Annotated in this window: 20 protein-coding genes and 3 pseudogenes; 8 read left to right on the top strand and 15 right to left on the bottom strand. The window is 32.2% G+C overall.

Features of this window, described 5'->3' with window-relative positions:
* The gene (locus QSG86_RS00760) at positions 1 to 957 is read right to left on the bottom strand and encodes a D-alanine--D-alanine ligase (protein ID WP_317032795.1); all 957 of its coding nucleotides are present in this window, start codon (positions 955 to 957) and stop codon (positions 1 to 3) included.
* Positions 958 to 1,127: 170 nt separating this feature from the next.
* A complete protein-coding gene (locus tag QSG86_RS00755) occupies positions 1,128 to 1,997 on the bottom strand; it encodes an IS982 family transposase (RefSeq protein WP_317032848.1) in 870 nt (289 codons plus the stop codon).
* A gap of 588 nt (positions 1,998 to 2,585) precedes the next feature.
* Between QSG86_RS00755 and QSG86_RS00750 the strand changes: the two genes are divergently transcribed.
* On the top strand, positions 2,586 to 3,620 hold the full coding sequence (locus QSG86_RS00750; protein WP_317032796.1) for a D-alanine--D-alanine ligase: 1,035 nt from the start codon (positions 2,586 to 2,588) through the stop codon (positions 3,618 to 3,620).
* A 13-nt stretch (positions 3,621 to 3,633) separates the two neighbouring features.
* On the opposite strand, the pseudogene QSG86_RS00745 reads toward QSG86_RS00750, so the two are convergent.
* A pseudogene (locus QSG86_RS00745) lies at positions 3,634 to 4,187 on the bottom strand (IS5 family transposase); the annotation flags it as partial.
* A 237-nt stretch (positions 4,188 to 4,424) separates the two neighbouring features.
* Here QSG86_RS00745 and QSG86_RS00740 point away from each other — a divergent pair.
* Genes QSG86_RS00740 through QSG86_RS00730 form a run of 3 tightly spaced genes read left to right on the top strand, consistent with a single transcriptional unit; the run spans position 4,425 to position 7,974 of the window.
* Complete coding sequence (locus QSG86_RS00740) at positions 4,425 to 5,714, top strand: nucleoside-diphosphate kinase (protein WP_317032797.1); 1,290 nt, start codon at positions 4,425 to 4,427, stop codon at positions 5,712 to 5,714.
* Positions 5,715 to 5,716: 2 nt separating this feature from the next.
* Positions 5,717 to 6,952 (top strand): aminotransferase class I/II-fold pyridoxal phosphate-dependent enzyme, encoded by a 1,236-nt coding sequence (locus QSG86_RS00735; RefSeq protein ID WP_317032798.1) that lies wholly within the window; start codon positions 5,717 to 5,719, stop codon positions 6,950 to 6,952.
* 2 nt (positions 6,953 to 6,954) lie between these two features.
* A complete protein-coding gene (locus QSG86_RS00730; protein WP_317032799.1) occupies positions 6,955 to 7,974 on the top strand; it encodes a 1-deoxy-D-xylulose-5-phosphate synthase N-terminal domain-containing protein in 1,020 nt (339 codons plus the stop codon).
* Positions 7,975 to 7,985: 11 nt separating this feature from the next.
* Here the strand turns inward: QSG86_RS00730 and QSG86_RS00725 are convergent.
* Positions 7,986 to 9,133, bottom strand: a protein-coding gene (locus tag QSG86_RS00725; protein WP_317030298.1) for an IS3 family transposase whose coding sequence is annotated in 2 segments (ribosomal slippage) — positions 7,986 to 8,887 and positions 8,887 to 9,133 — 1,149 coding nt in all. Because the reading frame shifts where the segments join, the coding sequence is not laid out codon by codon here.
* A gap of 53 nt (positions 9,134 to 9,186) precedes the next feature.
* On the opposite strand from QSG86_RS00725, the gene QSG86_RS00720 reads away from it, so the two are divergent.
* Positions 9,187 to 9,888: a transketolase C-terminal domain-containing protein gene (locus QSG86_RS00720; RefSeq protein ID WP_317032800.1), complete on the top strand. Its 702-nt coding sequence runs from the start codon at positions 9,187 to 9,189 to the stop codon at positions 9,886 to 9,888.
* A 320-nt stretch (positions 9,889 to 10,208) separates the two neighbouring features.
* Here QSG86_RS00720 and QSG86_RS00715 read toward each other — a convergent pair whose 3' ends face one another.
* From QSG86_RS00715 to QSG86_RS00695, 5 genes are all read right to left on the bottom strand, one after another.
* Positions 10,209 to 10,433 (bottom strand): acyl carrier protein, encoded by a 225-nt coding sequence (locus QSG86_RS00715; protein ID WP_317032801.1) that lies wholly within the window; start codon positions 10,431 to 10,433, stop codon positions 10,209 to 10,211.
* Entirely contained in the window at positions 10,423 to 11,301 is an 879-nt protein-coding gene (locus QSG86_RS00710; protein ID WP_317032802.1) for a hypothetical protein, read from the bottom strand. The genes QSG86_RS00715 and QSG86_RS00710 overlap by 11 nt, the downstream gene beginning before the upstream one ends.
* Positions 11,301 to 12,752: an AMP-binding protein gene (locus QSG86_RS00705; protein ID WP_317032803.1), complete on the bottom strand. Its 1,452-nt coding sequence runs from the start codon at positions 12,750 to 12,752 to the stop codon at positions 11,301 to 11,303. Before QSG86_RS00705 ends, QSG86_RS00710 begins: the two co-directional genes overlap by 1 nt.
* Positions 12,745 to 13,086 (bottom strand): hypothetical protein, encoded by a 342-nt coding sequence (locus QSG86_RS00700; protein WP_317033343.1) that lies wholly within the window; start codon positions 13,084 to 13,086, stop codon positions 12,745 to 12,747. The genes QSG86_RS00705 and QSG86_RS00700 overlap by 8 nt, the downstream gene beginning before the upstream one ends.
* A gap of 362 nt (positions 13,087 to 13,448) precedes the next feature.
* On the bottom strand, positions 13,449 to 14,024 hold the full coding sequence (locus QSG86_RS00695) for a condensation domain-containing protein (RefSeq protein WP_317033342.1): 576 nt from the start codon (positions 14,022 to 14,024) through the stop codon (positions 13,449 to 13,451).
* A 105-nt stretch (positions 14,025 to 14,129) separates the two neighbouring features.
* On the opposite strand from QSG86_RS00695, the pseudogene QSG86_RS00690 reads away from it, so the two are divergent.
* From QSG86_RS00690 to QSG86_RS00680, 3 genes and pseudogenes are all read left to right on the top strand, one after another.
* A pseudogene (locus QSG86_RS00690) lies at positions 14,130 to 14,504 on the top strand (transposase); the annotation flags it as partial.
* Between the two features lie 64 nt (positions 14,505 to 14,568).
* A pseudogene (locus tag QSG86_RS00685) lies at positions 14,569 to 15,741 on the top strand (IS3 family transposase).
* A 125-nt stretch (positions 15,742 to 15,866) separates the two neighbouring features.
* Positions 15,867 to 16,472, top strand: coding sequence for an alpha/beta hydrolase (locus tag QSG86_RS00680; RefSeq protein ID WP_317032805.1), 606 nt, complete (start codon positions 15,867 to 15,869; stop codon positions 16,470 to 16,472).
* Positions 16,473 to 16,549: 77 nt separating this feature from the next.
* On the opposite strand, the gene QSG86_RS00675 is transcribed toward QSG86_RS00680, so the two are convergent.
* From QSG86_RS00675 to QSG86_RS00650, 6 genes are all read right to left on the bottom strand, one after another.
* A complete protein-coding gene (locus QSG86_RS00675) occupies positions 16,550 to 16,831 on the bottom strand; it encodes an addiction module antidote protein (RefSeq protein WP_317032806.1) in 282 nt (93 codons plus the stop codon).
* Positions 16,832 to 17,134, bottom strand: a complete 303-nt coding sequence (locus QSG86_RS00670; RefSeq protein ID WP_317032807.1) for a type II toxin-antitoxin system RelE/ParE family toxin — start codon at positions 17,132 to 17,134, stop codon at positions 16,832 to 16,834. It abuts the gene before it with no gap.
* Between the two features lie 92 nt (positions 17,135 to 17,226).
* Positions 17,227 to 17,460 carry a hypothetical protein gene (locus QSG86_RS00665; protein WP_317032808.1) on the bottom strand — a complete coding sequence of 78 codons (234 nt, stop codon included), beginning with the start codon at positions 17,458 to 17,460 and terminating at the stop codon, positions 17,227 to 17,229.
* An 857-nt stretch (positions 17,461 to 18,317) separates the two neighbouring features.
* Positions 18,318 to 18,788 (bottom strand): transposase family protein, encoded by a 471-nt coding sequence (locus QSG86_RS00660; RefSeq protein ID WP_317032809.1) that lies wholly within the window; start codon positions 18,786 to 18,788, stop codon positions 18,318 to 18,320.
* Positions 18,736 to 19,131: a transposase family protein gene (locus tag QSG86_RS00655; RefSeq protein ID WP_317032810.1), complete on the bottom strand. Its 396-nt coding sequence runs from the start codon at positions 19,129 to 19,131 to the stop codon at positions 18,736 to 18,738. The genes QSG86_RS00660 and QSG86_RS00655 overlap by 53 nt, the downstream gene beginning before the upstream one ends.
* A gap of 97 nt (positions 19,132 to 19,228) precedes the next feature.
* Positions 19,229 to 20,401 carry a RepB family plasmid replication initiator protein gene (locus tag QSG86_RS00650; RefSeq protein ID WP_317032811.1) on the bottom strand — a complete coding sequence of 391 codons (1,173 nt, stop codon included), beginning with the start codon at positions 20,399 to 20,401 and terminating at the stop codon, positions 19,229 to 19,231.
* Positions 20,402 to 20,742: the final 341 nt, after the last annotated feature.

Below are 20,742 nucleotides of genomic sequence, written 5' to 3'. Positions count from 1 at the left end.
TTATCTTTTACCACGCAAGATAGCTGTTTTAACCAATTGGCTTACAAGTTCATCAAATGTAATATCAGCAGCCTTAGCAGCATCGGGGTAAAGACTGGTTGGAGTCATTCCTGGGATAGTGTTAGTTTCAAGAAGGTAAATATCTGACGTATAAGTAATAATAAAATCTGATCTTGAAAGATCTTTGCACCCAAGAGCCTGATGTGCCTTTATAGCAATTTCAGAAGCCCTCTCGTATACATCCTTTGATAATTTAGCTGGTACAATATGCTGACTTGCTCCATCAGTATATCTATGTTCGTAGTCATACCATTGTCCTATCGGAGTTATTACCTCTACTACAGGTAATGCTTTGGCTCTATTACTATCCTCTAAAACACCAATTGTGATTTCTCGGCCAATGATTCGCTTTTCAACAACGGCCTCTGTATTATGATTTAATATTTTTTTTATAGATAAGGTGATTTCTTCACGCCCTTGAGCAAATTCAATACCTAAAGCAGAACCCTGATCACAAGGTTTAATAACAATATCATCTCCCAGTTTTTCTAAGATTCTATTTACTACATCTTCAATTCCATCGCCTCTGCACACGGTTATACCCAAAGCACATAGAAGGCCAGCAGAGGAAAAAATAAGTTTTGCGGTCGGCTTATGAAGTGCACATGCACTAGCTTTAACTCCACTGCCAACATATGGCAAACCTAATATTTCTAAAAAACCTTGGATTGTTCCATCTTCTCCAATTGCACCGTGCAATACAGGAAATACAACATCATATTTACTATTAATTAATTTTTGTGGAAGCTCACTATCTAACTCGACTACTTGTACATCTGAAAATGTTTTTTTTAGAGCCTTTTCAACTGCTTTAGCTGAACTTCTCGAAACCTCTGATTCAGTTGAACTTCCACCACAAATAATAGCAACTTTTAAGTTATTTGTTACATTTCCCATAGATTAAATCCTTATTTAGTTTCTAAAAAATACATATAAAATTATCTTCAATGCTATTTATTGCAAGCTTTTACAGCCATTACTCAATAAACAAAAAAATTAGTTTGTGTTAAATTATTCACACTACAACCAGTTTTGATCTTACAGTCATATATTAACCCCAATCCTGTTTAAGCCAATGATTCTATAATCTGAATGGTTGGCTTATTTCGATGGATTAATTGATATGCACATAACGAAGCATAAATCCCACTTAAAAAGCCCAGAATACTACGCGCTTTGCTCGTTACTAAATTGTATTGTCCTTTTAAGAGGCTGAATAAAGTCTCTATTTTATTACGCTGTTTTAAGTGATATTCATCAGATTGTTGTAGTTGAACAGACTTCATATTCTTTCGATGATAGGTAATTAAATCAATACCTTGATCTCTTAATCTGCTTTTTAACTCTTTGCTGATATAGCCACGATCCGCATAGAGCTTCGCTTGTAAACCCGCAACTAACTTCTCCACCATTTTAATATCAGCAATATGCCCGTTGGATAAGGCTGAGCTAACGATCTTGCCAAATTGATTCATCACGATATGTAATTTACAACCATAAAACCATCCCATCGAGCTTTTACCGCGAGATGCAATCCTGACTAGTGATTTATGGAGGTGGATACGTTGATTTTTACAGACCAGTAGAGTCGTTGAGTCAATCCATAAATATTGTTTGTATTGATCTTTCATCAGCGCGACATGTAGAGCGTGTAGTGCCAATTGATGCATATTAATTAAGTGAATCATACGTTGGTAACAGGGTAAGCTTTTAAATAAATGACATTTATCCTGCTTCAACCATGAGAAGAATGCTTTGAAATTGTTGAAGTGAGAACACTTATACCAAATGGCGATAAAGATAATTTCTGAGATGCTTAGTTGACCAGTTCGGATTCTTAAACAGTGATTGCTTTGCTTGAGGAACTTCCAGTAGGTTGCTTCAAATTTAAGAAAGAAATCATCAATTACACAGAATAATTCGGTACTATTGAACATCAGGACTAGAGTTGTAAGTTTGGTGTGGTAACTCAACTGATGGCTCTAGTCCTCCTGTTTTTCAAGTTAATTTCTTATCCGCGATTCGCGGTTATATTAGAATGTCACTTATAATGCAATATTGTTTATATCTATGTCTTGGTAATTTAGTTTTGTTTAACTTCTGTATAGTTAAAACGTATAAAGTGCAACAGAAACTCGAAAATATTTTGATAATATTTGATAATTTTAAGTGTTAAACAATAGTTTAATTTTTTAATCCATTCAGTAGCTTATAATCTTTTCATAATATAATTCCAACAACTCATATATAAAAATTCAATTTTATCAACATCTCGCCTGTCAACTTGAATTTTAATTAGGCTTCCTTTATAAAAACTTTAAAAAAATGTAATCCTGTCAAAAGAACAATCATCTTCGCACTAATTAAAGGAGTATACAGCTAAATATTTTTGATTAAAATCCTGCTAATTGAAGCGTTCTAATTTCAGGATAAGGGAGATGATCTCTATTATTTTATTTTGCTATCTACTTGAGATCATTATTTTTATATATGAAGAATTAATATAATAGCGATGAGGTTCTAATATGAATATTGACAAACTAAAAATAGCAGTGCTTTTTGGTGGAAATAGCTCTGAACGAGAAATTTCTATAGAAAGCGGAGTTCAAGTTGTTAAGGCTTTACAGCAAGCTGGTCATGAAGTATTAGCTATTGATGCTGCACAAGGTTTACTAGACGAAGTCACACAAAAAAAGTTACTTGAGACAGGTTCAATTCCATTATTTTTTCAAGAAAAAGATTCCTTGGAAGTTTCATTTGATCAAGTTGTATTAACTAAAACTGGTGATTTAATTGATGTAGACATAGTTTTTCTAGTCTTACATGGTGGAACTGGTGAGGATGGTACCACTCAAGGAATGCTTGATATGGCTAAGTTATCATATACAGGAAGTGGTCACCTTGGAAGTGCCTTAGCTATGGATAAAGATATAGCTAAGCGACTCTTGATAAAAGCTGGTGTTCCTACTCCTGACTGGCTTATGGCACCAGTTGAACCGCAAATCGTAGAAAATACTTTAGGTTTTCCTGTGATCGTAAAACCTAATAAACAAGGATCTACCATTGGTCTTACCCTAGTTAAATATCCCAATCAACTTGAAGATGCTGTGAATTTAGCCTTAGAGCATGATAATGAAGTAATGATTGAGAAGTTTATAGAAGGACGAGAGTTGACTGTTGGAATTCTTGCAGATAAAGCATTAACTGTTGGGGAAATTATTTTACCACTATCTGGAATATATGATTACGAAAGTAAGTGTCAGATGGAAGCTGTAGATGTGGTATTCCCAGCAAAAATATCTCCAGAACAGGCTAATCAAACTCGGCATTTTGCAATTTCTGCTCACAAAGCTCTAAAGCTGAATGATTACAGTAGGGCTGATTTTAGAATGGATAGAAATGGGAATATCTGGTGTCTAGAAATTGAAACTTTACCAGGGATGAGAGCAACAAGCTTATTGCCTCAATCTGCAGCTGCTAGTGGTATCAGCTTTCCACAATTGTGTGAGGAAATAGCTTCTCTAGCTGTTAAACGAAAAAAACTAATGTCTGAATTATGATTAGGGTGTGTCCTCATTTAGATTTACACCAAATGAACATGCAGGCGATATAAATCATAGACTGATAATTACGTGCGAGTTTATCAAATCGAGTTGCTATCGCACGGAAGTGTTTTAATCTTGCAAAGGTATTCTCAACTAAATGTCTTAAGCGATATAAGTACTTATCAAAATCAGGATTGAATTTCTTACTATTTGATCTTAATGGAATAATAGGTATCATTTTTCGATTTCTAGCTGACTTCCTGATATGTTCAGAATCATATCTCTTGTCCGCGATTAAATAATCTGCTGTTTCAATTAGATCTATTAGGTGTTCTGCAACTTGGCTGTCATGGACATCACCCCCAGTGATTTTAAAATCAATCGGTAATCCATTCGCGTCGGTTGCAAGATGAATCTTTGTTGTGAGTCCTCCACGAGATTGTCCAATTGCACGCTCGAAGCCATGCCGAACTCCACTTGCATGCTGATGCGCGCGTATGTAGCTTCCATCAATGAATACCCATTCGCCTCGTAGTTTGAAAAAAATTTATCCCATAAGCCTTTCATAGCCCAGCGATTAAAAGAGTACGTGCCATTGAAAAATATTGAAATGAAGATAAAGTAGAGCCTAATTCTAGGCGTTTAAATATTATTCTTCAAATGAGGACACGCCCTAGCAAAGATAATGGTTTTATTTTTAAATTTATTTCATATTTGCACTTTCTTTCATTCAACCTCCATAAGAAAAACTTTGGGTTATGTATTCGTATCTAAAAGAATTTCGAGAGATTAGGTTGCATTTTTCATCAAGGGTTTTGTATGCTCACAAGAAAAAAATATGGTGGACTGGCGGTAATCTCACCTGAAGCAATATATGCTGGGTTGGGTGAATCAATAGTGAAATTTTGTTTAAATGAAATACCATCCCCCCCTAAAGAAATATTTTATAGTCAACTAGATGATGATTTAACTTCGAATTTATACCCACATCTATGTAAAGAAAAACTAAAAAAAGTTCAAAGATTATTTTCTCTTGGTCCAGTCTTAGTATTGTATTGGGATGACATTCCAGATGATCATTATCTAAGCTTTTTAAAAGGAGCTACGCATCCTGCTTTTGCTCTAACTAAAACCATTAGACAAGAATTTCCATGTGATAATCAGACTTTGAATTTAATTCATTGTAGTGATGACTCTATCAGCGCTTTAAAAGAACTTAGCATACTTAAAAGCTGTAAAATAAAAGAATCACAAGTAAAAAAAACACATTATTCTCCACATGATCATTTGGGAATAGTTAATTATATAGATTTAGTTTCAGACCTATTTAATTTTAACAATGATGCGACTCTCAATATAAAATCTGAGCCCCAAAAAAATGTAAGATCTGCCCTTAAATTATTAAATAATTTTTCTATAAAAAACAAAGACTTTAATAAAATACATGAATCTTTTCTAATTGGTGATACTACCCCACTGTTTAATATTATATACGCTGATATTTCAAAGGGAAATGTAATTTTAAAAAATCCATTATCACTGTTAGCAATTGAAAGTTTTTCTGACTCAGCATCTATTTGGCTAAAAGAACCAATAGAGAATGTGATTTATACCATTAGTAATATTTTGGATAAAATAGCAGTTAACAAATGGGCTATTTGTGGAAGTACTTCTTTGTGGCGTTATGGTCTCCCTATAATTCCTAATGATTTAGATATAAGATGCAAAGAAGAAGATCTTTATAAAATAGCTAACTACTTTAATAAAAATATAGAATTTATTGATGTTGGCACACATAAAAGCAACGTTATTAACCTGAATATTCAAGGGTGGGATATCGAGTTTACTGGAGATACTTACTGTAAAAATGATATCCATATATTTCTAGATGCTGAAAAAAATAAAAATGATAATTTTCAATCAATTGCGGATTGTATTATTGAATACTTAGCTATGGGACGTAGTGATAGGACAATTAGTGATCATAAAATTGCACAAATCTTAATAGAGAAAAAAAACATTAAATTCTCTGAATTTTATGATCAAGCGACCAAAGCTGGATATAGGTCAATTGATGATTTAGCAAAAATTTACTCAATTTGTGGATGAATATGAAGAACATACTAAATACCCTAGCATATTATGGTGGACAATCAAGTGTTGAAAAGAATACTTTTACACCTTGGCCCGCCCCAACTCAAAATCATTTAAATGCATTACAACGAGTATTAGATAGTGGAAAATTTCATCGCGTTAATCACCCACTTATCGAAGAACTTGAATCAAATACTAGTAAATATTGTGGCACTCAATACTCTAGAGCAGTCTCATCTGGAAGTGCCGCCCTACATGTAGCTACTGACTTTTTTGCAAATCAAGGTGAGATAGCAATTGTATGTGCACTTAATTGGCCTGGAGCAGTAGCTGCAATATCGCACTGTGGCTTGCGTCCTATTTTTGTTGATACCGCAGACGATGCATGCATTGATGAGATATCCGCAATAAATCACATGCATAAAGAAGGCGTTGCTATTGTACAAATTACACATCTCTTTGGAAATTCAGCACCAAGAGCTAAACTCCGCTCATTTGCTCGCTCTAAAAATATAGCAATAGTCGATGATTGTGCTCAAGCAGCAAATGTACCTAATTATTTGAAAAATTACTTAAACCTTGAAAGTGATGCTTATGTACTTTCAGGTAATGGCGCAAAACATCTAGCTTCAGGCGAATTAGGATTACTTAGTACTAATTCTTTAGAATTAATAGAACACGTTGATAATGTTTCTTTAAGTAGTTCTTCACGTAATGGGGAGAGGATATTTTCTCCATCCTCATTAGGATATAACTATCGTCCTAATGTATTTTCTGCATCTATAGCTCTTGATCGGCTAAATGAAATTGATGAACAAATTAGAATAAGAAGAGAAAATGTAAATTATTTAGTTAATAAACTTGAAAAACTACCTGGAATCAAACGATTATTTGGAAAAAACTTTGAAGATAGTAGTTTTTGTTCACTTCCCATGCGACTTGACTTTAAAGCATTAAACCTACCAGCCACTGCGGAAGTACGGAATAAAATTGTTGAATTATTGGCTGCTGAACATGTACCAATTAGTGTTTGGCTTACCCGCCCAGTATGGGAATATAATCCAGCATGGAAGAATAAATATGACTTAAATGATTTTCCAAATACAAAAGCAATATTGGATTCAATGTTCTGTATTTCCGAAATTGCACCACCAAATGGAATTACAGAACTTCAAACAGTAGTTCAAGCTTTTGAAAAAGTATGGGATGCATTAAGTATCTTTGGTATGGAGCTAATCAAAAAAAAGGAATGATTGTGCAATTTAATCTTAATACACTTAAAAAACTTCCTCAAATCGATTTAGTGAATTTTGCTAAAAATTTAAGAGATTATTTAAAGCTAGCTATAAAATCATCTGGAGGTCATTATGCAAGCCCCATTGGTGCAGTAGGAATTACGGTTGCTATACATTATATTTTTGATTCCCCTGATGATATCTTTGTGTTTGATACTGGACATCAATGTTATGCGCATAAAATAATTACTGGAAGACATGATACATTTGAGTCTATACGTAAAGCTAATGGTATTAGTGGTTTTCCAGAACCATCAGAGTCTAATCATGATCATTTTCGTGTAGGACATGCAGGTACAGCAATAGCAATAGCAATCGGATTTTCAATAACTCCCTCAGATCATTGGGTAATAGTTATTATTGGTGATTCAGCATTTGCAAATGGTGTTTCATTAGAGTCACTTTTATTAATACATAAAGCTAATCGCCCAGTAATAATTATTGTAAATGATAATGGACACAGTATTTCTGATGCAGTTTCATCTTTGAAAACAATGAATTCTAAACGTTATGAAGCTTTAGCTGTAGCAGCAGATATTCATTTTTCAGGGTCGATAGATGGTAACGAACCCGATGAACTTGCTAATAAATTAATAGGAATAAAGAAATCAAGAAAAAGTACATTACTTCATGTACGCACCATCAAAGGTTATAGCGATGAAATTGCATCATTAAATCCATTCAAATATCATGCAATTCCATCGGCTAAATTGAAAAGTACTTTTCCTACAACGAAAAAAAATTCACAAGAAATTCTGAGTGATTTCTTAGTTAATGTAGCTCAACAAATGAAAATATTATTTGTTTCGGCAGGTATGGCAGAAACTGCTGGTTTTAATAGTGTTACAAAAAATACTAATATTAATTATTTAGATGTTGGAATTGCAGAACATTCTGGTTTTACAATCGCAGCTGCTGCATGTAGAGATTTTGATCTGACTTTTATACATATTTATTCAACTTTTTTGCAACGTGAATAGCCACCAAAATTCTAGACACACATAACCATCTTTTGATGGGCCTTTTCATAATCTAATGGAGAACGTTGACCATTGGAACCATGTCTGCGTTTTGAATTATAGAACATCTCTATATATTCAAAGATATCGGATCTTGCTTCAGTTCTAGTTACATAGATTTTCTTTTTAATTCGTTCCCGCTTTAATAGCTGGAAGAAGCTTTCTGCAACAGCATTGTCATGGCAATTACCTCTACGACTCATACTACTTTCAAGATTATGATGCTTGAGAAATGTCTGCCATTCATGGCTGGTATATTGGCTACCTTGATCAGAATGAATTAGGACTTTGTTCTTTGGATTTCTTCGCCACAAAGCCATCAATAACGCATCTAAAACCAAATCTGTCGTGATTCTGGATTTCATAGACCAACCAACAACAAGACGTGAAAATAGATCAATCACAACTGCAAGATACAACCACCCTTCATGTGTACGGATATAGGTAATGTCCGTCACCCATAATTGGTTCGGCTGAGTTGGATTAAACTGTCGATTTAAGCTGTTTGCGGCAATGACCGCTGGAGTACCAGCGTGAGCTCTAGGTTTACGATAACCACGCTGTGATTTAAGACCATCTGCTTTCATCAGTCGATGTACTCGATTGATCCCGCAACTTTCGCCAACATCTTTCAAATCATAGTGAATCTTGCGATAGCCATAGACTCCGCCAGATTCCAGCCAGAATTGTTTAATCAGTTCTGAAAGCTGTTGCCGTTTCCTTGCAGTTTCACTAGTGGGTTGCTTTAACCATGCGTAATAACCACTGTGGTGAACATCTAATGTTGAACATAAACGACGAACAGGCCATATGTGCTGATTGTCCTGAATAAAGGCGTACCTCATTTGGACTGGCTTGCGAAGTACACCGCGGCCTTTTTTAATATGTCCCTTTCTTCAGTAACCCGTTGCAGCTCTTTTTTTAACTTTGCTAATTCTGCACTTGGATCATTAGACTCTATCGTCTTGGGCTGCTGTGGATCATAACGTTTAATCCAAGCATACAAACTATGGGTGGTGGTTCCTAAACGCGTAGCAACCTCGGCCACACTATGACCTTTCTCAGTGACCTGTTTTACTGCTTCAATTTTGAATTCTTCAGGATATCGTTTACTGCTCATAAGCACCTCGTTAATTAGCCATTTTATCTAACTAAAAGGTGTCTACAAAATCGGTGGCTATTCAACGTTCCGCAGATGCACTACTCCATGATATTGGAGTTAATCAAGCTAAAGTAGTTTTACTAGTAGATCGATGTGGAGTTGGTGCCGAAGATGGCCCTACACATCATAGAATAAATGATTTAGCAATTCTACGATCTTGCCCTAAGATGGAAATCTATTCTTGTTCTAATAATAATTTATTAGATATAGCTGATAGAATTCTAAATAAAGAGAGATCTGGCCCAATAGCTATTCGTATTTTTAAAGGACCGCTAATTGATTGCTCAGAAGATACCTTATTACATTGGCCAAAAGGTCTATTTACTCATCGAAATGGCAATGACCTAACAATTCTCAGCCATGGAAGGATCCTTGGAGAATGTTTAAAAGCTGCTGAATTACTTAAAAATGATACAATAAATTGTAATGTAATTGAAATTATCAAACTACATCCTATTGATCCAAGTCTCTTATCTTTTTTACAAGAAAAAGGACCTGTAATTATAGTTGAAGAACATGCTAATAATGGATCAGTAGGCACTAATATTGGAGCGATTTGGAATTCAACAACCCCAATTAAACACTTATATATTACTAATCAATTAACTCCTCACGGTGATTTTATTTGGCAGTGGCAACAAAATGGGTTAGATGCAAAAAGTATTTACAATAGCTGTAAATATTTTTTAAAAGAAATAAAAGAGGAAAAATAAAAATTAAATTAAAACCATACAAAAATAAAATTATTTTACATAGTTTTAATTTTATTACTAAATTAAAACAATATTGATTTAAAATCAATCAATCATATCCACCATCTAAAACTCAAGTATCTCCAATATAATTCTGATAAAATCCCATTCACAAAAAACTTTAAATTAAGTTTACAAAGTTAAGAATAAGATGTAATATGGTTTTTGTGATGTTTTAATGTATTTAATAATTTTAACATCACAGATTTATATTTTTGTAATTATTAAATAATTTAACTATTTTGGCCTAAATTTTACTTTTGCTTTAAAATTCTTCTTAGTTATTTAAGCATTTGTTCAATTAAGTTGATCAAATTCCCTAAAGTTGGTGAAGTAAAAAAATCATCTGGTTCTAGTTCTATTCCAAAAAAATTATTAATATCAACTAGCAAATAAATAGAACCTAAAGAATCCCCACCGACATCAAAAAAATCCTCACTCATATCAGCATGAGAGTATTTTGTTCGACTCTTCCAAATCGTTATAACATCATTTTTAATATTCATATATATACCTATATTTAATCAATTGTGAATTTGACTTAATTGCCATCTTAAAGACAGGATCTTTATTTAAATAATTTATTATCAAATTAATAAAATATTTAACTAAACCATCATATTTCTCACCATAAATTTTAGATTCATTAAAATATAAAGTGTAAAATATTTTTTTAATATCGGTATCAATTTCCAATTTATCAAAACCTCTCAGCCATTTATGCCCACAGTCATAAATATCAAAGCTTGAGTATATACATTGGATAAATTCGACTAGAGCATAATTCGTAAGATATTTTGACAATTTAAGATTTCTATCTTTATGTATAATTGCATCTTCCATATGCTTGAGTGCACCAATAAGATTACGAAGTACACAAAATAATTTTAGTTTACCATTTTCTTTTATAATATTAAGTATTTTATTTATATTGGTTTCACAAAATGCCCAACCGTTGAATATTCTGGATAAAACATGGAGCTCTTGAACTGTAAAATTACACTTACTATTATCCAATCGACCCAATATACGCATCAATTTATCTGCCGAAACAAATAAAATATCAAACTCCACATCATTATAAAATATAATTTTATTAAAAAAAGCTAAAGGATCATTATCAAAGGAATAAAAACCATTAAAGACAGCATTATCTTTATTATCAAATATTATATTATCATAATTGGTTACGCATATAATATCAATATCTGAAACTTCACTAGCATTCCCTTCTGGAATCGAACCAACAAGTAAAAATAATGCTTTACTTTCATCATGAACATAGGAGTATAGAAGATTTTTAATACTACTATGATGTAAAGATGTAAAGATGCGATCAAATTCATCTATATTTTTAGATTGATACAACGACATTATTTAGACTCTCCTGTATTATTAATAATTTTACTAACCACAACCCTAACTTCTTTATAATCAATCTTTCCATTATGATTTAAGGGGATTTCATCTAATACAACTATTTCATCTGGTCTCATGTAAATCTCAAGATGATTACTTATAGTACTTTCAAGATCAGCAATATATTCCTCCTTCTCTAGAATAAAAATCACTTTAATTAAGTTATTTATTTTTATATCCACTATTTCAACCTCAACATGTGGAATATAATTTAAAAGGATATTTTTAATCTCATTTATATCTATTCTATAACCATTTCTTTTAATTTGAAAATCAATTCTACAAAAAAAATTATAAATACCATAATCATCTAAATAAACAATATCTCCAGTTTTATACCAATTTTTTATTTTATTCTCTAACAGATAACCTTCAAAAACTTGTCCACCTGAAAGAAGAAGCTCACCAAATCCATTACTATCGACCGATACAATTTTTGATTTTATATGCTTTAAATTTGATCCAATAGGTACTAAATAACTATCATATTTTTTTGAATAGTCGTATTTATATATTGTAGAAAAAACTGTTGCTTCCGTAGGACCATAAGCATTGAAAATTTCAGTATTTGGTGCTGCAACTTTCCAAGAGTCAGCTAGTTTAACAGATAATCCTTCACCGCAAAAAATAGTCATACGAATTGAATTTAAATTATATTTTTTTAATTTTAAAAATTCTATACAATAATTTGCATAACTAGGAACGGACATCCATACTGATATATGATTATCATTAACAAATTTTAGAGGATTTCTTTTTTCTAATTCCTCAGGTATTACTAGGCAGGAATCATTACTTAGAGTAAGAAATATTTCTGCAATAGAAAAATCAAAAAAATAATCAGCAAAGAAACTGACTTTATCAAAATTTGCAATATTAACAACCTCATTCATAGATTCGATAAAAGACTCAAGATTTTCATACGTAATACCAACAGCTTTAGGGAAACCTGTACTTCCAGAGGTGAAAATTATATATGCATAATTTTCTTTACTATTATTAATTTGCTTTTCAAAACTTGATGATGGAACCACTATTCGTTTTAAATCATCAATATTAATAAAATTACAATCAAAAAAATCAAAATCCTCATTTGTTATTACATTTAAAATATCATATCTTTTTAGAATCAATTTTAATTTAGATAATGGGGATTTTTTATTTAATGGAACATATATATTTCCACTATGCATTATAGCCAACATTACACACAAAGAATCATAACTTTTATCAAGCATAAAACCAATTCGATGTCTTTTATTACCTCCTACTTCCATAGAAATTTGCGAAGAAAGTTTAACAACATCATTGTATAGTTCTTCATATTTATATTTCCTCCCCTTAAAAAATACGGCTGTATTGTTAAAATTTCTTTCTGAAAAAAGTTTTTCTATAAATTTATACATAATACTTACATAATAAGTTGGAAAATTCTTTTTCAAAGGCACTAATTAGTAGCATAATACTTTCTTTATCATAAATCTTATTAGAGTAGTCAATTGAAAAATAAAAATCGCCTTTATTTCTGTAAAAACCACTACTCAATATGAATGCTCTCTTAGAGTTAGGATTCATTTTATTAAAAACATTAAAACCTGTAGATTTAAAATTAAAAAAATCACCATTTCTACTGTTATCCAATACTATATTTATTGAAATTTCAGGTTCAGGAATATTAACCAATAGAGGGTTTTTATTAACATATTTCATAAAACCATAACTAGAACTATATGCATACATAAAATACAACTGCTCCCTAATATTCTTTATTAGTGTGTTAACAGGTAAATTATTATTTAATGAAAATGGAAATATTTGACTTAACCAACCAACAAGATTTGCACCTGATATTTCATTATCAAAATATTCTCGCCCATGATGTACAAGGCAAATTTGTTTTTTTATACAACGACCATTTGACCATATATTCAGCGCGTTAGAATATGAAAGTAAAATTAGTATTGGTAAATCTCTACTATTTAGCCTATTAATAGAATCATTTAAATCTCCAGAAATTTTTATTTCAATATTTTCTGAATATTTCTCTAATAAGCAACCTTTATCAAAAACACCTAAACTATCAAATTTTTCTGAATAATATTTTATCCAAAAATCATAAATATTATCTTTAAAATTTTTTCCTTTCCCCAGTAATTAAAAATATTCTCCACGTATTTATTATATAGCACTTTATCTACAATAGTCTGGCTATCTATTAATTCAAAAAATCTATTTTTAATAATTATGTAAGATCGTAAATCACATGTTAAATGATGAATTAAAAAGTACAAATACATTCCACCTCTCCCATCAATTAAAACAAATAATTTAAATAACTCAGAATATTCTTGCATTTCTCTTTTATAAGCCTCAACTCTTTTCTCAAAATTTTCTTTCACATCCTTTATTTCAATCCCATCAATATAATTAACATCAAAATAATTATTAACAATAAAGCTTTCTTCTATAAATTCATTTAATTCTCCATTTTCAAAACTAAATCTAATTCTCAAACTATCATTCTCACTTATTAAAATTCCCAATGCATTTTCTATTTGCTTTAAAGCAACTTCCTTAGAATTTTTATATATAATTGAACTAATAAACCAATCATAAAGATTTGTCTCTTTTTTTAAAAAGTAAGAATATCTATTTGGCAAACTTTTCAAAAACATCATAATTACCAACCTTTTATTAAAGATAATTTTTATTCAAACTGATGTGTGCTGATAAAAACGGAGACTTTAACTTAGTAAACTATAGATACTCATTAGGAGTTTACCATGAGCAAAAAACAAAAGACTTATACGGCAGAATTTAAAGCTGAAGCAATAAAAGCCATTGAAGAAAACAAAGGTAATGTTTCCGAAACAGCACGGCAACTCGGTATTTCCATGCAAACTTTATCAAATTGGTACAAGAAAGCAAAAGCAGGCACATTGGCTGGTACACAACAATATTAGCCCGATCTCGTTGCTTTACTCGAAGAAAATAAGAAACTTAAACAACAACTCAAAACTGCCGAAATGGAGAGAGTTTCTAAAAAAAGCGGCAGCGTACTTTGCCAAAGAAAGTCAGTGAGATACGCTTATATGAAAGAGCACAAAAACACATACCCAACTACGATGATGGCTGGATTGCTGAATGTCTGTATTAACCCCCAATTAAAACGGACACTCAAAATTAAGATCTAGGCATAGAACTAGAGTTAAGGAGTGTCTTATGGAACGTATTGAAGTTATTACATCGGCTCAACGTCGTAGACGTTATACAGGTCAACAAAAAGCACAGTTTGTTGCTATGACCATGCAACCTGGATCATCCGTTTCTTCTGTTGCTAGACAGTATGGTATTGCCCCAAGTTTACTGTTTAAATGGAAGAAACTTATGCAAGATGGTGGAGTAATTGCCGTGGAAGCCAATGATCAAGTCGTCAGTGTTTCAGACTACAATGCACTATTAAAAAAAGTAAAACAGCTTGAACAAATGCTTGGTCGAAAGACCGTCGAAGCAGAAATTCTCAAAGATGCTTTAGAGATTGCTCAGACAAAAAAGTACATATCGCATATGCCCTTATTACCACCAGACGATACCCAATACAACAAATAGCGCTGACACTTGGTGTGGCGAGATCGAACCTTTATCGTCGCTTAAAGCAGCCAAATCCGACCTCTCGTTCGAGATATAACAAAATGGAGGATCGTATTCTATTGCCTATGATTCGTGACATCTGTGACCAACGCCCCAGTAATGGCTATAGACGTGTTACCGCACATCTTAACCGTCACTTAAAGGCAAATACGATGTCATTAAAACAAGTGAATCATAAGCGTATTTACCGCATCATGAAACAGAATGATTTACTGCTCACTCGACCTAAACGACTTCAGAATGATCGTACACATGAGGGCAAAGTCATTGTTTCTGAGTCAAATAAAAGATGGAGTTCGGATGGCTTTGAAATCAAATGTTGGAATGGTGAAAAAGTAAGGGTTGTCTTCAGTTTAGACTGCTGTGATCGAGAAATTATGAGTTATGCAGCAACAACAGCAGGCATCAGTACGGTTTGGTACAGTATTTCATCTACCACAAAGGGTTGAATGGCTGACAGATAACGGTAGTTGTTACATTGCACAATCCACACGTATGTTTGCACAGTCATTAGGTTTCCATGTCTGCACAACACCAATTCGCAGCCCACAAAGTAATGGTATGGCTGAGGCGTTTGTGAAAACCTTTAAGCGGGACTATATGTATTTAAGTGATGTACCAGATGCAGAAACTGTCATGAGATATTTATCTATCTGGATTGAAGACTATAATTGCAATCATCCACATAGTGGGTTAAAAATGAAATCCCCTCGGGAATTTCGTTCGCTAAAATTAGCAAGTTAAATGTCCGTTTTTATAGGGGCTAATACAGCGTTTAAATATTATTCTTCAAATGAGGACACGCCCTAGACTAATAAAGCTATACAAGATAGTGTTTTAGCGATTAAAATTTTTAAGACTATGAAAAGATGGAAAAAATAGTATTTTTACCTGGTGCATCTGGAAACCTTGATTTTTGGAAACCTTTGATTGAGTTTTTACCAGAAAAGTATGAAAAGCAAATTATTGGCTATCCTGGTTTCGGAAATATTGAGGAGGATAATAGCTTAAAGAATTTTAGTGATTTAGAAAAATACGTTACAGGAAAAATTAATTCAGAATCTATTCTAATTGCCCAATCAATGGGGGGCATTTTTGCTGTTAATAAGGCATTTACCGACGCTAGTCTAATCAAAGGTCTTGTTTTAATAGCAACATCAGGAGGAGTTGATTTAACTCCCTTCAATGTTCAAGACTGGAGAACTGAATACCAAGAACAGTATCCAAGATATCCTGAATGGTTTATGACAACAAATGTAAATTACGATGAGTATTTAGAAAAAATTAATATTCCGACTTTGCTAATTTGGGGAGATGCTGATCCTATTAGCCCAGTAGCGGTAGGAACATATCTAAATACTAAATTAAAAGGTTCTACCTTAAAAATTATTAGTAATGGTAAGCATAATTTGGCTGAAGAATATGCTAAAAAAGTTAGTGTTTATATCAATCAATTTTTAGAAGCCATTTCTTAATTTTCCTAAAATTCACATAATACACCTTATACGAAATTAAAAAATGGAGCCTAAAGCTCCATTTTTTAGTAATTTTTTTAAATTGCTAAGCGTAAATTCAGTGCTTTGACAACTTTAATCACAGTATCAAAACTAGGATTAACATCACCAGAAAGTGCTTTGTAAAGACTTTCTCGGCCTAGACCTGTATCTCGTGATAATTGAGCCATTCCTTTAGCTTTAGCAATGTTACCTAAAGCTTTAGCAATGAATGCGGCATCACCATTAGATTCTTCGATACATGCTTCTAAGTAAGCCTGCATATCTTCTTCTGTTTTTAGATGCTCAGCACTGTCCCATTTGCGAAGTTTAATAGCCATTTATAGCTCCTCATCTAAATCTTGTGCCAATTGCAGGGCAAGTTTTATATCTTTACTTTGCGTAGACTTATCTCCGCCTGCTAAAAGAATAACAACCCTTTGCCCTTGTTTGCAGTAATAAATCCTATAGCCAGGTCCAAAGAAGAAACGTAATTCAGATACACCCTCACCCACAGGTTCAGTATCTCCAAAGTTCCCATCTTCAACCCGATCAATTCGGACTTGTATGCATCTTTTTGCCTGTTGGTCTTTTAACTTGGTAAACCAATCATCAAAGACTTCTGTGGTATATATTGAGTACATAAGTAAAATGTATCCCAAAAGATACATTTATGCAAGGTATTAACTTTGTTTTTTTGGCCTGAGACACTGAATTTCGTATAAGCACCATTATGTTAAATGGAGGGCTTTTTGTAATGCCAGTTTCCTGCCCAGAGGGCATATACATCAAAATTTTTAAGGGCAGCCCAAATATTATCCTCACCAACAAAATCAAGAATATTTGTTGGAATTGATAAGCCAAATAAATTTTTATCTATAAAGAAGCCTTCACAAGAATCAATGACACCTTTCAAAGATTCAATGATCTCATTTTCGCTCTCGCAACGGATTATGACTTGTAACCCCATTATTCTTTAAACTCCACAGATGCGACTAGGCTTAATTGACTAACTATTTTTTCCTGTATATGGACATCTATCAATTGTCCTCTAATATCATAAATAATTCGACAATTAGAAATGTGTGATGGTAATTGTGATCGAGTAAATTTAACTCTCGAAAGATTATATTGGATGCTCATAGTTACTTGTTCATCTGCTTCTAAAGCATGATTGCAAACAAAAATAAATTCTTTATTTTTTTCATTTATAAATTCAGGAGTAGAAGATCAATAATCATACATATGTTAGATATCCAATTTATTTATTTTTTCTAAAATTAACATAATACACCTTATACGGAACATTAATATTTCATCTTATTTTTCAATATCTTAATTATATAAAAGTGGTACTATCATTCAATAACTATTGTTTTATATGATTTTTCATGTTCCACGATGATTATCTGAGCAATATTTTACGATATTATTAAGTTTTAATTGAGGCAAGCATGATAATTTTCAATAAGTTTTGACAATATCCTTATAAAAAATAAGTTTTTTAATACCTTATCTTCATTCTCTATTCATGCTGCTTCGGCATTATAAAACTATCGAACAAACCCCAACTCTTTCGCATAAGGCAAAGAGTTTTCAGCCACAACAATACCCCTCCGTTGTGGCTTTTTTTTTACCCTAACCATAGGGTTTAAAGAATTTACTCCAAAAGCTTCTTTTAGGTGACTATTTTTAATATGTTTTGCTACAGAAATACGCTTATTCTCAGCCTCTGCTTAAGTAGCTAATCCGTCATAATTGAACTTAGATTCTGACTCAAGATTCGTTGCTATGGTCATACTCCCATTATTAGAGTTCTTTCATAAGTCATTTTCTGCTCAGTTCCATATTATAAATTACAGCAATTAAATTAAATCTTAAACCCAGTCTTTTTCCTCGGTTACGATATCGCTCAGCAAGAATTTTAAAGGTTTTCAAACGACCAAATATATGCTCAATGCTGATTCTCCTCTTGTTTATTTCTTGGTTATAAATTTTCAGCTCAGGATCTAATGTGCAACGCTTTTTTGCTTTTAATGGCAATAGACTATTCGGATACACGGCATAAAGTCCTTGATAGCCCTTATCTGCGAGAATAAAGCCACCTACAGGAATCTGATGCAAGTTACGTTTGAATAATTCGAAATCATGCACAGCACCTCGGCTTGTACATAAACTCAGAATTTGCTGAGTTCTATAATGAATGATCGCTTGAACTTTGAAAGTATGTGCCTTCTTCTTACCGCTATAGCTTTTTTTCTGTTTTTTTAGGCCGTTGTATTGGAATTTCTGTAGCATCTACGATTACCACATTCCAGTCTATGCCTTCACCTTCTGGCAAATGCTTCGGTAAATTAAATAGATTAGACTTGATGAGGCAATCCTCTACATGACGCATAATTCTTGAAGCTGTGGGCTCTGAAACTCCGTAACTTGTAGCAACATGAAATAAGGTTCGGTATTCACGCCAATAGCTTAGGCATAAGAGAATCTGATCCTCTATGCTTAATTTGGGTGGCCTGCCTTTGGAAGGAGTTTGCTTCTTTAATTGCTCAACCATTAAATCAAAAGTTGACCACGAGATGCCTGTATAGCGCTTAAACTGTGTTTCAGAAAGCTTTTTTGAGTCGATGTATTTCATCTACAAATTATGTACGAATACTCAGAAAATTAGAGACTAAATATTAGTCAAAAGATGACTATTTTTTGATTTATGAAAGATATCTATTATTCACACATCAGATTATAATATCTTTACCAAATATTTCATTAAGACGCATTTTATTTTCCTGAACAAAGTTTGGATTATTTTTAAGTTTATATTTCATTTCTTTTTTAAATTCTGACATCGATATTCCAGCTACAGCAAAATCCATTTGAAAAATAATATCATTCACAATCACATTTGCTTGTGAGTCAGTTAAACATCCCTCTTTTTTAAACCATTTACTAAATTGTTTATAATGCGGATCAGTATTGTAAATATACCAAGAACGCACTGTTAAATCGAATTTAGCACCAAGCTCTTTTACTACTGCATTATCCTCAAAATCAACATCTAAATAAATTTTAATTTTTTCTTGATCTTGAGATAAAAAAGGCTGTACATGTTGATTAATCATTTTAAATCTAACCCCAACAACAGGTCGACCTTTTTTAATGGCATCATATTCTAATTTAAGACTAGTTTTTGTGTTAATTTCATCAATAATTTTATCTAAAACATAGCGTTTAAAATCAATCCAACGATCATATTTTTTCTCGCCAATATCAATTAATGCTTTAATATTTTCCAGTGAAAGTTCAACTTCATATTGCTCTTGATTTGAATATTTAAACTCATTTTTAATAAAATAAGAATATAAACTCATACTGGTGACAGAGTCCAAAGCAAATAAGTCTTTTAACTGATAAGTGGTAAAATTACCACTGGCTAAACGGGTAAAATAAGGCAAGACTTCACTCGTAAATCGAATTTGTAATGCATTCTTGGCATCATCTTCCCAACGTAACTCACGAATAATGGGTACAACGGAGTGTACTTTTTTAACTTTTCGTTTATTTTCAGCAACGGGTTCCTCAATAATAAAATGAGCAACACGAGAAGACAATTCTTTATATATACGATCAATTGCGACATTGATTGAGTTTTTTTTATCTAAACCCAATAGCTCACCTAAGTCATTTTTATGTAAATAAATATAAGTTTGTTCAGTAATCTCTCGATCTTGATTATTTTTCTCCCCATAGTTAGCAACAGCCATTGCATAAAGTAAGGCCTTATATTCATTAGATGATAATTCAATTGGTCTAATCAGACGATTGCTCGTACTTACCACACCATTATGTCGAATATTGCCAATACAATATGGTAAATATTCTGTTTCTTGTTTTTGATTAAGAGTCGTCATACATAAAAATATAAATGCTTTTCTTTATGTTATACACAAAAGTGGAAAACTATGCAAACAATTCACTATGCTCATAAAATTATTTTCTGTATATAAAACAATTCAAAAAACTTAATAGTGGAAGATATGTCACTTTAGTTGTAGATTTAAAATACGTTTCAATAGAAAAAGTGGAATAAAATAATTAAATTCACCTTAAAGTGACAAAGCTTCCACTTTTAATAAGATTACTTTCTTTTTATAATATTTAAAAATAAAAAAATTCGACTAAATAACTGAATATAGTGGAAAGTATAATAAAAAATTCACCATTAAAGTGACAAAGCTTCCACTTTTGTTGC

Source organism: Acinetobacter sp. SAAs474 (assembly GCF_032823475.1).
Classification (GTDB): Bacteria; Pseudomonadota; Gammaproteobacteria; order Pseudomonadales; family Moraxellaceae; genus Acinetobacter.
Note: the sequence above shows the minus strand (reverse complement) of the source record. Positions and strands in the feature narration are given on the sequence as shown.